Origin of the sequence: Bradyrhizobium sp. AZCC 1693 (genome assembly GCF_036924745.1) — a bacterium.
Taxonomy (GTDB): Bacteria; Pseudomonadota; Alphaproteobacteria; order Rhizobiales; family Xanthobacteraceae; genus Bradyrhizobium.
This window is the reverse complement of record NZ_JAZHSD010000001.1, coordinates 1,607,254-1,621,566: the sequence shown is the minus strand read 5'-3', so window position 1 is coordinate 1,621,566 and position 14,313 is coordinate 1,607,254. Positions and strand designations below refer to the sequence as shown.

The window sequence follows — 14,313 nt, the reverse complement described above, 5'->3', positions numbered from 1 at the left end:
TCTCGGTTCGAGAGTCGGAATATGTCAAAAGCTCCTCCGCTACGCCTCGGCGTCAATGTCGACCACGTCGCCACCTTGCGCAATGCACGCCGCGGCGAGCGGCCGGATCCGGTGCGCGCGGCGCTCGCCGCGATCGAGGCCGGCGCCGACGGTATCACCGCGCACCTGCGTGAGGACCGTCGCCATATCCGCGACAGTGACATGGCCCGCCTGAAGGCCGAGATATCGAAGCCGCTGAATTTCGAGATGGCGGCCACCGAGGACATGCTGCGGATCTCGCTCGCAACAAAACCCCACGCGGTGTGCCTGGTGCCGGAACGGCGCGAGGAACTCACTACCGAGGGCGGATTGGATGTGGTCGGCCAGCACAATGCGCTGGCACCGTTCATCGCGCGGCTCAACGATGCCGGCATCCGGGTGTCACTGTTCATCGCCGCCGACCCGCAACAGATCGAGATGGCGGCAAGATTGCGCGCGCCCGTGATCGAGATCCATACCGGCGGCTGGTGCGACGCCGTCGTCGATGGCCACACCGCAAAGGCCGAGGCGGAATGGCAGGGCGGATCGTGGAGGGGGCCGCCTTGGCGCGCGCAGCGGGGCTGGAGGTCCATGCCGGCCACGGCCTCGACTACCAGACGGCCGAGACGATATCAGCACTGCCCGAGATCGCCGAACTCAACATCGGCTATTTCATGATGGGGGAGGCGCTGTTTGTCGGCCTTGGCGAGACCGTGCTGCAGATGCGGGCGGCGATGGACCGCGGCCGCCAGAAAATCGCGGGCCGGCCATGATCATCGGCATCGGCTCCGACCTGATCGACATCACAAGGGTCGCCAGGGTGATCGAACGCCATGGCGACCGCTTCCTCGACCGCATCTTCACCGACGCCGAGCGCGCCAAAGCGGCGCGCCGCGCCAATAGCGAAAAGATGGTGGTCGCGACCTACGCCAAGCGATTCGCTGCCAAGGAGGCCTGTTCCAAGGCGCTCGGCACCGGGATCCGGCGCGGCGTCTGGTGGCGGGACATGGGGGTAGTGAACCTGCCGGGCGGCCGTCCGACCATGAAACTCACCGGCGGCGCGCTGGCCCGGCTGGAGGCGCTGACGCCGGAGGGGTTCGAGGCGCGGATCGATCTGTCGATCACCGACGACTGGCCGATGGCACAGGCCTTCGTCATAATTTCGGCGGTCGTTCCCGGCAAATCATGAGCCGCGCAGGCGTTTGCGCCGGAGAAGCGGGACAAAACTAAAAATCATTGACATATCAATGGATTATAAAGTTTTGACGAGGCGCTTGATTGCGCGCTCACGAACAACCGTCTAAAACGCCGCGAACGACGTGTTCGAGCCAGGGCCGATTCAGGGTAGCGCCGGAATAGGCCTTCAACATCAGTATCGAGACCATTTTCCTGACGCGAACGTACCAGGCGATTCGCGTGCGGAAAACGTTCTGCCACCGTGCGGGCAAAGGCCTGCGGGAATTGGGAAAGCGATGAGCGTGACCTCCAGCACAAAATCTGAAAGCGGCTTGGGTGAAACCATCCGCGTCGTCATCCACGCTCTCCTGATCGCGCTCGTGATCCGCACCTTCCTGTTCCAGCCGTTCAACATCCCCTCAGGATCGATGAAGGCGACGCTGCTGGTGGGTGACTACCTGTTCGTCTCGAAATATTCCTACGGTTACAGCCACTACTCCATTCCGTTGTCGCCGCCGCTGTTCTCGGGCCGCATCTTCGGCTCGGAGCCGAACCGGGGCGATATCGTGGTGTTCCGCCTGCCCAAGGACGACTCCACCGATTACATCAAGCGCGTGATCGGCCTGCCGGGTGACCGCATCCAGATGCGGGAAGGCCTGCTCTACATCAACGACAAGCCGGTCAAGCGCGAGCGGCTTTCCGACTTCATCGGCGAGGACCCTTGCGGCTCCGACGCCACCGCGCGCGTCAAGCGCTGGAAGGAGACGCTGCCCAACGGCGTCAGCTATGAATCGCTCGATTGCGTCGACAACGGCTTCTACGACAACACCAACGTCTACACCGTGCCCGCCGGCCACTTCTTCATGATGGGCGACAACCGCGACAACTCGACCGACAGCCGCGTGCTGTCGCAGGTCGGCTATGTGCCGTTCGAGAACATCGTCGGCCGGGCGCAGATGATCTTCTTCTCCATTGCCGAGGGCGAACATGCCTGGATGTTCTGGCGCTGGCCGACCGCCGTGCGCTGGAATCGTTTATTCACAATCGTGCGATGATCGACGAGACAGCGACCATTCCTGACACATCGACCTCGGGCGAGCCGGGCCAGCAGGCCGAAGCCGCCGGCGTCGCTGCGCCGAAAAAGAAGCGCGGCAAGGCTGGGGCCAAGGCGGCCGCGGCCGCGATCGAGGGACGCATCGGCTACAAATTTTCCGATCCCGCGCTGCTGACGACCGCTTTTACCCATGTCTCGGCCTTGAAGCCCGCCACGCGTCATCGCGCGGACAGCTATCAGCGGCTGGAATTCCTCGGCGATCATGTGCTCGGGCTGATCATCTCCGACATGCTGTATCGGGCCTATCCGCGGGCCGACGAGGGCGAATTGTCGAAGCGGCTCGCCGATCTCGTGCGCAAGGAAAGCTGCGCCGACGTCGCAAAATCATTGGGATTGCTCGATGACATCAAGCTCGGCGCGGTAGGCGCAGGGGCGGGCGCGCGCCTACGCAAATCCGTGCTCGGCGATATCTGCGAGGCCGTGATCGGGGCGATCTATCTCGACGGCGGCTATGCGGCGGCGTCGCAATTCGTCGAGCGCAACTGGCTGGAGCGGATGCGCAAGCCGCGCCGGCCGCTGCGTGATCCCAAGACGGTGCTGCAGGAATGGGCCCAGAGCAAGGGATTGCCGACGCCGGTCTATCGCGAGATCGAGCGCACCGGGCCGCACCACGACCCGCAGTTCCGCGTCGCCGTCGATCTGCCGGGACTGGCGCCCGCCGAAGGCGTCGGCGGCTCCAAGCGCGCCGCCGAGAAGGTCGCGGCCTCCGTGATGATCGAACGCGAAGGCGTCGGCGGCAATGATAGTTGAATCGTCACCCGCTGCCGTGCCCGCCGAGACCGCTTGCGGCTTCGTGGCGCTGATCGGCGCGCCCAATGTCGGCAAGTCCACGCTGGTCAACGCGCTGGTCGGCTCCAAGGTCACCATCGTGTCGCGCAAGGTGCAGACGACCCGCGCCCTGATCCGCGGCATCGTGATCGAGGACAATGCGCAGATCATCCTGGTCGATACGCCCGGCATCTTCTTGCCGAAGCGCCGGCTCGACCGCGCCATGGTTTCGACTGCCTGGAGCGGGGCCCATGACGCCGACCTCGTCTGCGTGCTGCTGGATGCCAAGGCCGGCATCGACGAGGAGGCCGATGCGATCCTCAACAAGCTTGCGACGGTCCAACACCCGAAAATCCTGGTGCTGAACAAGATCGACCTGATCCCGCGCGAGAAGCTCTTGGCGCTGGCGCAGGCCGCCAATGAGCGCATGAAATTCGAACACACCTTCATGATCTCGGCGCTGTCGGGCGATGGCGTCGCCGATTTGCGCAAGACGCTGGCGAAGAGCGTGCCGCCGGGACCGTTTCATTACCCCGAGGACCAGATGTCGGATGCGCCGCTGCGGCATCTGGCAGCCGAAATCACCCGCGAAAAGATCTACCGCCAGCTCCACCAGGAGCTGCCGTATCAATCGACGGTCGAGACCGACACCTGGACCGAGCGCAAGGACAAGTCGGTGCGGATCGAGCAGACGATCTTTGTCGAGCGCGAGAGCCAGCGCAAGATCGTGCTCGGCAAGGGCGGCGCCACCATCAAGTCGATCGGCGCGGATTCGCGCAAGGAGATCGCCGAGATCCTGGGCGTGCCCGTGCACCTGTTCCTGTTCGTCAAGGTGCGCGAGAACTGGGGCGACGACCCCGACCGCTACCGGGAAATGGGGCTGGAATTCCCCAAGGAATAATAAGCCGGATGAATACACCCAGGAACGTGCTGTGGTTTGAGGTCTTGCTGTATCTGTCGCTGACGCTGGATGCGGTGTCGGTGGCGTTTCAGGACCGCACGCCGAAGGCCGACATGACGGCGCAGATGATCAACGTGGCGACCGTGATGGCGGGCGGGCTGATCCTGCTCCTGGTTTATTTCGTCTGGCTCGCCGCCCAACGCCGCAAGAACTGGCCGCGCTGGGTGCTGGCCGCGGCGCTGGTGCTCTCGGTGATTTCCCTGGTGCAGGTGATCGGCGAGAAGGGCCTGGAGTTCGACAGCGGCATCGAGGTGGTCTCCTGCGCGCTGACCGCGGCGGGGCTGTACTTCTCCTTCACCGGCGATGCGGTGGGATGGTTCGACGCGTGATCGCCAGGGCTGCGTAGATGGGGTAACGGGCCCCGGCCCGCCTTCCAAGCAAGCCGCGCTTGCTACGGCGCTGTTGGGTAGCGCGCTTCGCGCGGCTTGCTTGGAAGGCGGGCGGTCGTCCCTCACATTGATGGTGTTACGGAGTCAGAGGGATGAGCCTCGCTCCAAGCATCAAGGAGAGACGACCATGAACCACTATGCCGGAATCGACGTGTCATTGGAATGCTCGAGCGTGTGTGTTGTTGACGCAAGCGGCAAGATTTTGCGCGAGGCCAGGGTGGCCAGCGAGCCGGAGGCGCTGATCGCCTGGTTCCGGCAGTCTGGCTTTGAGTTTGAGCGGATCGGGCTGGAAGCCGGGCCCTTGTCGCAATGGCTGTTTGCGGGGATGAAGGCGGCCGGCCTCGCCGTTGAGCGGCTGGAGACGCGGCACGTGCGGAAGGCGTTCGAGGCGATGCCGGTCAAGTCGGATCGCAACGATGCACGCGGGATTGCGCAACTGATGCGGCTGGGCTGGTTCCGACCGGTGCACTGCAAATCGATCAGTGCGCAAGAGACCCGATCGCTGTTGACCGCCCGCAAGCTGGTGCAATCGAAGCTTCTCGACGTCGAGAACAGCCTGCGCGGGATCCTGCGCGGTTTTGGCCTCAAGGTTGGCAAGACGACCGGGCAGACTTTCGCGGGACGGATCGAGGAACTCGTGGACGGCCATCCGCACCTGCAAATGATCGCCAAGGCGCTGCTGGCGGTGCGAGCGGTGCTGCGGACCGAGTTCGCAGCTTTCGAGAAGCAAACCCGCAGGATGGTGCGGTCCGATACGCAGGCACGGCTGCTGACGTCAGTCCCGGCGGTCGGCCCGATCGTGGCGCTGACCTATGCCAGCGCAATCGACGATCCGACCCGGTTCAAATCGTCGAAGCAGGCAGGAGCCCATTTCGGGTTGACCCCGAAGAAGCATCAATCCGGTGAGACCGACTACACCGGCCGGATCAGCAAGATCGGTGACGCCTCGGTGCGCACAGCGCTCTATGAGGCTGCCAACGTCATGCTGACCAAGCCGCTCAAGGGCTGTTCGCAATTGAAGAGCTGGGCCATGCGGATCAAAAAGCGCGCCGGCATGAGCAAAGCCAAGGTGGCGTTGGCGCGCCGGCTCGCGGTGATCATGCACCGCATGCTCGCCGACGGAACACCCTTTAAACGCCGCTGCGGCGGCAGCCTAACAGGGAGAAACAGCAGTTTTCGGGCGGGTCACGACACCAGGCCTTCTCGAAGCGAAGTCCCTTCGCCGGGACGATGGATCAGGTCAGGCCGTTGCCCACCAGGTCGCCTCGTGAGCACGCTCAACGTAGATTGGTCGACCTATCCTCTTCCAACCCCATCAGGTGGCGGCCCTGCGCCGACCCCGTACAGAAGCGAGACCCCGGCGGGCGGACAACGCAAAGGGATTGACTAATCGAGGCCCGTTACAGAAGGGTGGGCAAAGGCGCTCTTTGACGCCGTGCCCACCATCCCAGGCGACACAGTTTGTTGATCGTCGGTGCGCGCGCTGCGCTTTGCCCACCCTACATGTTCCGAAATCCTGTAAACTCCGCCCATGGAATGGACCGACGAAGGCATCGTGCTGGGCGTGCGGCGGCATGGCGAATCCTCTGCCATTGTCGAGCTGCTGACGCGCGAGCATGGCCGTCATCTCGGGCTGGTGCGCGGCGGTGCGGGCAAGCGGATGCGGCCGTTGCTGCAGCCGGGCAACAGCGTCACCACGGTGTGGCGGGCGCGGCTCGACGAGCATCTCGGATATTACGCCGTTGAGGGCACGCGCTTGCGCGCGGCCACCCTGCTGGCGTCGGCGCACGCGACCTATGGCGTCACCCATCTGGCTTCGCTGGTGCGGTTGTTGCCGGAGCGCGACCCCCACGAGGACATTTTTGAGATGCTCGACCGCACGCTGGACGATTTTGACGATGCCGGCGTTGCCGCCGCTCATCTCATCAGGTTCGAGCTCGCGATGCTGGCCGAGCTCGGCTTCGGCCTCGATCTGGAAAACTGCGCCGCCACCGGCGAGACCGCCGACCTGATCTACGTCTCCCCAAAATCCGGCGGCGCGGTGTCGCGGCGGGCCGGCGAGCCGTATCGGGACCGACTGCTGCGGCTGCCGGCCTTTCTGCGCGAGGGCGAGGGCGGGGCGAATAGCTGGTCGGATCAGGACCTGCAGGACGGTTTTCGGCTGACCGGGCTGTTCCTGCTTCGCCACGTGTTGGAACCGCGCGGGCAGCGCCATTCCGACGCCCGGGACGGGTTCATCAACGCGGTGACGCGGAATCGGGCGCGAATCAGTTCGTCGGCCTGAACCGCTCCATCCTCTTCCTGCGAAAGCAGGCACCCATACGCCGCGGCCCATCCATGGCACTGCGGCCCGTGCCATTTTTTGCCGCAAACCCCTGTGGTTATGGGCCCCTGCGTTCGCAGGGGCGACGGCTGCCCTGATTCAATTCTTGCCCGATTCAGCCGAAAAGTTTAACGCCTCCCCATGGGAAAACGACAGCTGCCGCCGGAAGAACCGGCCGAAATCCACGAGGTGATGCTGCGCGATGCGCTGGAAGAGCGCTATCTCGCCTACGCGCTCTCGACCATCATGCACCGCGCCTTGCCGGACGCCCGCGACGGGCTGAAGCCGGTGCACCGGCGCATCCTCTACGGCATGCGCCTGCTGCGGCTCGACCCCGGGACGCCGTTCAAGAAATCGGCCAAGATCGTCGGCGACGTGATGGGCTCGTTCCATCCACATGGCGACCAGGCGATCTACGACGCCATGGTGCGTCTGGCGCAGGATTTCGCCTCGCGCTATCCGCTGGTCGACGGCCAGGGCAATTTCGGCAATATCGACGGCGATAATCCCGCCGCCTACCGCTACACCGAAGCGCGCATGACCGATGTCGCGCGGCTGCTGCTGGAAGGCATCGACGAGGACGGCGTCGAATTCCGCCCGAACTACGACGGCCAGAGCAAGGAGCCGGTGGTTCTGCCCGGCGGCTTCCCGAACCTGCTCGCCAACGGCGCGCAGGGCATCGCGGTCGGCATGGCCACCTCGATCCCGCCGCACAACGCGGCCGAACTGTGCGACGCCGCCCTGCATCTGATCGACAAGCCCGACGCCAAGTCGAAGTCGCTGCTGAAATGGGTCAAGGGCCCGGATTTCCCGACCGGCGGCATCATCGTCGACTCCAAGGAAAGCATCGCCGAAGCCTACATGACCGGACGCGGCTCGTTCCGCACCCGCGCCAAGTGGACCCAGGAAGAGGGCGCGCGCGGCACCTGGATCGTCGTGATCACCGAGATTCCGTGGCTGGTGCAGAAGTCGCGGCTGGTCGAGAAGATCGCCGAGCTCCTGAACGAGAAGAAGCTGCCGCTGGTCGGCGACGTCAGGGACGAATCGGCCGAAGACGTTCGCCTCGTGATCGAACCGAAATCCCGCGCGGTCGATCCCGCGCTGATGATGGAATCGCTGTTCCGGCTCACTGAGCTCGAGAGCAAGATTTCGCTGAACCTCAACGTGCTGATCAAGGGCAAGATCCCCAAAGTGGTGGGGCTTGCGGAATGTTTGCGCGAATGGCTCGACCATCTGCGCGACGTGCTGGTGCGTCGCTCGAACTACCGCAAGACGCAGATCGAGAACCGACTCGAAGTGCTCGGCGGTTACCTGATCGCCTATCTGAACATCGACAAGGTGATCAAGATCATCCGCACCGAGGACGAGCCGAAGCCGGCGCTGATCAAGGCGTTCAAGCTCACGGAAATCCAGGCCGATGCCATCCTCAACATGCGCCTGCGCTCCTTGCGCAAGCTCGAGGAATTCGAAATCCGCACCGAGGACAAGAACCTCCGCAACGAATTGAAGGGCATCAAGTCGCTGCTCGGTTCCGAGACCGAACAATGGTCCAAGGTCGGCGAGCAGGTCCGAAAAGTCCGCGACCTTTTTGGACCGAAGACGCCGCTCGGCAAGCGCCGCACGCAATTCGCCGACGCCCCCGAGCACGATCTCGCCGCGATCGAGGAAGCTTTCGTCGAGCGCGAGCCGTGCACGGTCGTGATCTCCGAAAAGGGCTGGGTGCGTACGCTCAAGGGCCACGTCGAGGATATCTCGGGGCTTGCCTTCAAAACCGACGACAAGCTCGACCATGCGTTTTTCGCCGAGACCACCTCAAAGCTGCTGCTGTTTGCCACCAACGGCAAATTCTATTCGCTCGATGTCGCAAAACTGCCGGGCGGCCGCGGTCATGGCGAACCGATCCGCATGTTCATCGACATGGAGCAGGACGCCGCGATCGTCTCGCTGTTCGTCAACAAGGGCGAACGCAAGTTCCTGATCGCGAGCAGCGAAGGGCAGGGCTTTGTCGTCAAGGAAGAAGATTGCGTCGGCAACACCCGCAAGGGCAAGCAGGTGCTCAATGTCACCATGCCGAACGAGGCCTGCGCGATCGCGACCGTGCACGGTGACACCGTTGCTGCGATCGGCACCAACCACAAGATGGTGCTGTTCCCGCTCGACCAGGTGCCCGAGATGGCCCGCGGCCGCGGCGTTCGGCTGCAAAAGTATTCCAGCGCCAAGCTGTCTGATGTCGCCGTTTTCGAGCTCAAGGCGGGGTTGACCTGGAAGGATTCCGCCGGCCGCGAGCAGAGCATGAGCGCCAAGGAATTGTCCGACTGGCGCGGCAACCGCGCCGACGCCGGCCGCCTCGCGCACGGCCTGCCGAAGTCGAACAAGTTTTTGCGCGGGGTGGAGTAGGGACAGATGGTAGGGTGGGCAAAGGCGCGCTAACGCCGTGCCCACCATCTATCGGCATGTTCATCGAGAATGGTGGGCACGCTTCGCTTTGCCCAGCCTACGATTCCCGCCTGTAATAGTATTCGAAATTCCACGCGCTATATAAGTCGCCATCGAAAGTATCGAGGCGGAATGGCGCACGATCACTCTCATCACTCCCATTCCCACGCGCATGATCATTCCCATGGTCACGTCGGCCACAGCCATGCGCCCGATAGCTTCGGCTGGGCCTTTGCCATCGGCGCCGCCCTCAATACCGCCTTCGTTATTGCGGAACTGATCTTCGGCTACGCCGCCAATTCATTGGCGCTGATTTCGGACGCCGTTCACAATCTCTCCGACGTGATCGCGCTGCTGCTGGCATGGGGCGCGGCATGGCTGGCGCAGAAGCAACCGACGCAGCGGCACACCTACGGCTATCGTCGCGCTTCGATCCTGGCGGCCCTGTTCAACGCCGGTCTGCTGTTGGTCGCGGTCGGCGGCATCGTCGTCGAGGCGGTCAACCGGCTCTACAGCCCTGCGCCGGTCGCGGGCTGGACGGTCGTGGTGGTTGCGGCGCTCGGCGTCGCGATCAACGGCTTCACCGCGCTATTGTTCATGCGCGGCCGCCACGGCGACCTCAATATTCGCGGTGCCTATCTGCACATGGCGGCGGATGCGGGCGTCTCGCTCGGCGTGGTGGTTGCGGCTCTCATCATCATGATGACGGGATGGCTGTGGCTCGATCCCGCGATCAGCCTCGTGATCGCCGCCGTGGTGATCTGGAGCGGATGGGAGCTGGCGCGCGACAGCGTCAGCCTCGCGCTCGACGGCGTGCCGCGCGGCATCGAGCTTGCGAAGGTGAGGGATTATCTCGCCGGGCTGGAGGGTATCACGGAAGTGCATGACCTCCACATCTGGGCGATGAGCACCAACGAGACCGCGCTGACCGCGCATCTGGTGCGGCCCGGCGGCACCGACGACGCCTTTCTGCACGGCGTCTGCGAGGAGCTCTCGCACCGCTTCAACATCCACCATTCCACGCTGCAGATCGAAGCCGCCGCGGAGGTGTGCAAGCTGGCGCCGGCGGAACGGGTGTAGGGAATGTAGGATGGGTGGAGCGAAGCGATACCCATCACCGTCACAAACCGGTATTGATGGGTATCGCTGCGCTCCACCCATTCTACGAGATCGCGGCTACGCTCAAGCCCACCCCGCAAACCGCATCATCACCCCCGCCGCGCACGACCCCGCCAGCACCCACAACATCCCGATATTGAAGCGGAAGATCGCCGTCGCCGCGGCCGCCGCCAGCGCGAAGGCTGCAATATCGAGGCTTCCCCACACCGGCATGTCGAACGATAGCCCGAACGAGCGAACCGGCGTGGTCTGCCGGAACAGCGTGTGCAATCCGAACCAGATCGAAAGGTTCAGGATCACGCCGACCACGGCGGCGGTGATCGCCGAGAGCGCGCCGGCGAGCCCCTTGTTGCCGCGCAGCGTCTCGATATAGGGCGCGCCTAAGAAGATCCAGAGGAAGCAGGGGATGAAGGTGACCCAGGTCGCGAGCAAGCCGCCAAGCGTGGCAGCCAGCATCGGCGACAGCGTGCCGGGATCGCGGTAGGCGGCCATGAAGCCCACGAACTGCAGCACCATGATCAGCGGACCCGGCGTGGTCTCGGCCATGCCGAGGCCGTCGAGCATCTCGCGCGGCTGCAGCCAGTGATAATGTTCCACCGCCTGCTGCGCGACATAGGCCAGCACCGCATAGGCGCCGCCGAACGTCACCATCGCCATCTTTGAAAAGAACAGCGCGATCTGGCTGAACACATTGGCCTGGCCGAGCCCGATCAGCAGCGCCGCCACCGGGACCACCCACAGCAACAGCCACACCGAGCTTACGCGCAGCGCGCGGCCGACGCTCGGGCGGACGTGGTCGGGCAATTCCTCGCCGAGCAGGCTGTCGGCCGCGGCCGACTTCTCGCCGCCGCCACCGTGTTCGATCGCCGCAAATTCCGGCCGTCCGCTGCGCGCACCGAGATAGCCGATCACGCCAGCCGCGATGATGATGATCGGGAACGGGACGTCGAAAAAGAAGATCGCGACAAAGGCAATTGCCGCGAGCGCAATCATGACGCGATTGCGCAGCGCGCGCTTGCCGACGCGAACGACCGCATGGACCACGATGGCGAGCACCGCGGCCTTCAGCCCGAAGAACACCGCTTCGACAAAGCCGACGTTGCCGTAGGCCGCGTAGATGTAGCTCAGTCCCATGATGGCGATGATGCCGGGCAGGATGAACAGGCCGCCGGCCATGATGCCACCGGCGGTCCGGTGCAGCAGCCAGCCGATATAGGTCGCAAGCTGCTGCGCCTCCGGCCCCGGCAGCAGCATGCAATAGTTCAGCGCATGCAAAAACCGGCTCTCGGAGATCCAGTTCTTCTCCTCGACCAGGATGCGGTGCATCACCGCGATCTGCCCGGCCGGGCCGCCGAAACTCAATACGGCGACCCGCAGCCAGACCCGGAACGCTTCACCGAAGCTGATGCCGTGACCGAGGTCGCGGGCGGCGCCGGCCCCGGCCGCCTTGTCGATCGTCGCATCCATTACGATTTCGCCTTGTTGGTCGGCCAATTGTGCGTCTCGCCAGTCGCGTCGCGGCACCAGCGATAGAACGCGTCGTACAGCGTCATGCCGGCCTCGAGCTGCTCGAGATCGTCGTCGAACATGCGCGACAGGCCGAGCGAAGCGGCGAGCAGGCCGGGCGCTTCCGGCGACAGATCGAGCCGCGCGGTGTCGGCGCCCCGGACCATCGTCGCCAGCCGCAGCAAAGGCGGCGTGGCCAGGCCGAATTCCTCGATCATCACGTCGAAGGTGCAGAGTTCGCCGCGGTGGCTCCAGAATACGTTCTCGACATCGAAGGGCGCGGCGTTGAATCGCTCGCTGACCCCTAGCACTTCCGGCGGCGTGACGAACAGGAACACCGCGTTCGGGTCGACGAACCTGCGGATCAGCCACGGGCAGGCAATGCGATCGATCTTCGGCCGCGCGCGGGTCACCCAGACGGTGCGGCCCTGCGCGTCGCGCGCCGGGAGTTTTGCGGCCGGCACCAGCGGCAGTTTGGCCGCCTTCCAGCCTTCGAAGCCGCCTTCGAGTGCTTCGGCCGAAACGTGCAGATGCCGCAGCCAGGCCGCGGTGCCTTGCGCGAGTTTCTGGCCGCGCAGGCAGACGACGATGGCCGAGCGGCCTGAAAACTCCTCGCCCCATTCGGCGGCTTGCTCATGGTTGCGCCTGACCGCGCCGGGGATCAGCCGCTGGTCGGCAGCGAAATCCTCGTCGGTCCGAACGTCGATCAGCGCAGGCGTGTTCGCCGTGCCGATCAATCGGATAAGCTTGTCGGGAGATATCGTGGTGTAGGATGACATGGCTGCGCCCTCGTCAAAAGAAACGGGACGCGATACTTGGGCATGTCGCCTCGTGGGGAGATCGCAACATCCCCATGGGCCGAATTAACTGCTTGCCGCTTTCACTGTCAACGGGGTCTCGCGCCTTGTGCTGTCCGTAGCGGGTGAAGTTGTCGTATTTTTGTAGCTCGTGATCTGTCGCCTTCGTTGTTGAGTTTCGGAGGAGCCGGAAGGCGTGGACGGTTTCCTCCGGGTTGGTCATGCCACGGATATTGCTGCCGGGTTAGCCCTCCTGGTCGGTTTCTTTGTTCGACTTGAAGCCCGTTTCTCCGCCCCGACCCGCGCTATCTCGACGGCGGCGCGCGCAGGGGCGGTCAAGGACGCGCGCTTGCGCGCCCGCAAGGGCTTGTCCTTGACGGCTCCGAGCACGCTGCCAGGCTGAGGCGCGTCGGGGCTGATCTGGTGTCCGTCGGCGGCAAACGTCGCCAATCGGTGCGGGCCAAGGAACACGCTCGCGGTGCCATCGGGATACTCATGGACCCGCACCAGGGCTTTGACGAAGTGGGGCCTGAGCCGGCTCTCCGGCAGCTGCAGCCGCCGACCGTTCCATGCGATCGTATTGTCGTTGGCGACGGTTCGGTCTTCGATCACGCACAGCGCTTCGCGCCAAGCCTCGTGGCGATCGGCGACGAACGCCGTGCCCGGCTGTTCGGCCTTGATCGCAAACGCCGCGTTATGCTCGGCCATGTAATGCGCCCTCAGCCACGCATTGGCGGCTTCGACCGTCCTGATCCCGGCGAGCCGCAGGTCCTTCGGCAGCCGGCCCTGCAGCGTGCCGAACATCCGCTCGGAGCGCCCGCGCGCCTCCGGCGAATAGGCTGCGATATGCTCGATCCCAAGATGCGATAAAGCCCGTCCCACCTGGGTTTGTTGCGTCTTCGAGACCTTCTCGCCAGCCTTCGGGGTGTAGAAATAATGGCTGCCGCGATCGGTGTAGAGCGCGCAGAACAGGCCGCGCCCGCCAATCACTTCGCCCAAGGCCTGGAACGTCGACGCCGTGCCTTCTTCCTCGACCAGAAACATCGAGTAGATCTCGCTCGTCGCATCGTCCAGCGTGACGATCAGGTCCATCGCCGGCAGACCTTCGATCCAGGCGTGGCGCGACCCGTCCTGATGCAGCAGCATGCCCGGAAGCGGCCGGCGCGGACGCTTCTTGCGGTGCGCCGAACGCTTCGGCGCCTTCCGCACCAAGCCCGCCGCGTGCAAGGCCAGCTTCGTCACCGTGTAGCCAAGCACATAGCCATGCCGCTTTTGCAGCTGCTCGTGGAAGTGCTTCACCGTGAAGTCCGCGTACCTGTCCCGGAACAGCCCCAGCATCCGCTCAAGCTCTTCCTCCGGCGCGCGCCGCGGCGATCGCCGCCCCATACGGAGGTCGACAAGCCCGTCATCGCCCTCCGCCTCATAGCGTTCCGCCCAACGTTGAAACGTCCGCACGTTGATCCCGAGAAGCTCAGCCGCGGCCGCCTGCGTCAGTTCCTTCGCCTCCGTCCGATCCAGCAAATCCGAAAACCGCATCCGTCGTACACCCTCGTGAATGGATGCCGTGCCCATCGTGCCCCCTTTGTTCCAGGGCACCAAAAACACGACACTTCACGAGCTACAAACACACGACAGATCACGCGCTACTGACAGGTCTCGCGCCTTGTGCTTGCGCGTGTCCACAATCGGGCCTAGTCTATTCACCG

Annotated in this window: 11 protein-coding genes and 2 pseudogenes; 10 read left to right on the top strand and 3 right to left on the bottom strand. The window is 64.3% G+C overall.

The window, feature by feature from the left end:
- Positions 1 to 21: 21 nt before the first annotated feature.
- The 10 genes and pseudogenes from V1293_RS08010 (at position 22) to V1293_RS07965 (ending at position 10,265) form a co-directional block, all read left to right on the top strand.
- Positions 22 to 791 (top strand): annotated as a pseudogene (locus V1293_RS08010) (pyridoxine 5'-phosphate synthase).
- Complete coding sequence (gene acpS / locus V1293_RS08005; RefSeq protein ID WP_334508256.1) at positions 788 to 1,207, top strand: holo-ACP synthase; 420 nt, start codon at positions 788 to 790, stop codon at positions 1,205 to 1,207. Before V1293_RS08010 ends, acpS begins: the two are co-directional and overlap by 4 nt.
- A 283-nt stretch (positions 1,208 to 1,490) precedes the next feature.
- Positions 1,491 to 2,249 (top strand): signal peptidase I, encoded by a 759-nt coding sequence (gene lepB / locus V1293_RS08000; protein ID WP_334508254.1) that lies wholly within the window; start codon positions 1,491 to 1,493, stop codon positions 2,247 to 2,249.
- Entirely contained in the window at positions 2,246 to 3,058 is an 813-nt protein-coding gene (gene rnc, locus V1293_RS07995; RefSeq protein ID WP_334508252.1) for a ribonuclease III, read from the top strand. Before lepB ends, rnc begins: the two co-directional genes overlap by 4 nt.
- Positions 3,048 to 3,977, top strand: a complete 930-nt coding sequence (gene era / locus V1293_RS07990) for a GTPase Era (RefSeq protein ID WP_334508250.1) — start codon at positions 3,048 to 3,050, stop codon at positions 3,975 to 3,977. Before rnc ends, era begins: the two co-directional genes overlap by 11 nt.
- An 8-nt stretch (positions 3,978 to 3,985) precedes the next feature.
- A complete protein-coding gene (locus tag V1293_RS07985) occupies positions 3,986 to 4,366 on the top strand; it encodes a hypothetical protein (RefSeq protein ID WP_334508249.1) in 381 nt (126 codons plus the stop codon).
- 187 nt (positions 4,367 to 4,553) lie between these two features.
- Positions 4,554 to 5,561: pseudogene (locus tag V1293_RS07980) on the top strand (IS110 family transposase); the annotation flags it as partial.
- A gap of 396 nt (positions 5,562 to 5,957) precedes the next feature.
- Complete coding sequence (gene recO / locus V1293_RS07975) at positions 5,958 to 6,710, top strand: DNA repair protein RecO (RefSeq protein WP_334508247.1); 753 nt, start codon at positions 5,958 to 5,960, stop codon at positions 6,708 to 6,710.
- 180 nt (positions 6,711 to 6,890) lie between these two features.
- Complete coding sequence (gene parC / locus V1293_RS07970) at positions 6,891 to 9,146, top strand: DNA topoisomerase IV subunit A (protein WP_334508244.1); 2,256 nt, start codon at positions 6,891 to 6,893, stop codon at positions 9,144 to 9,146.
- 171 nt (positions 9,147 to 9,317) lie between these two features.
- Positions 9,318 to 10,265, top strand: a complete 948-nt coding sequence (locus V1293_RS07965; RefSeq protein ID WP_334508242.1) for a cation diffusion facilitator family transporter — start codon at positions 9,318 to 9,320, stop codon at positions 10,263 to 10,265.
- Between the two features lie 102 nt (positions 10,266 to 10,367).
- Here the strand turns inward: V1293_RS07965 and chrA are convergent, their stop codons facing one another.
- From chrA to V1293_RS07950, 3 genes are all read right to left on the bottom strand, one after another.
- Positions 10,368 to 11,771: a chromate efflux transporter gene (chrA, locus tag V1293_RS07960; RefSeq protein WP_334516659.1), complete on the bottom strand. Its 1,404-nt coding sequence runs from the start codon at positions 11,769 to 11,771 to the stop codon at positions 10,368 to 10,370.
- Positions 11,771 to 12,589 carry a chromate resistance protein ChrB domain-containing protein gene (locus V1293_RS07955; protein WP_334508240.1) on the bottom strand — a complete coding sequence of 273 codons (819 nt, stop codon included), beginning with the start codon at positions 12,587 to 12,589 and terminating at the stop codon, positions 11,771 to 11,773. Before V1293_RS07955 ends, chrA begins: the two co-directional genes overlap by 1 nt.
- 237 nt (positions 12,590 to 12,826) lie before the next feature.
- The gene (locus tag V1293_RS07950) at positions 12,827 to 14,143 is read right to left on the bottom strand and encodes an ISNCY family transposase (protein WP_334508238.1); all 1,317 of its coding nucleotides are present in this window, start codon (positions 14,141 to 14,143) and stop codon (positions 12,827 to 12,829) included.
- Between the last annotated feature and the right edge of the window lie 170 nt (positions 14,144 to 14,313).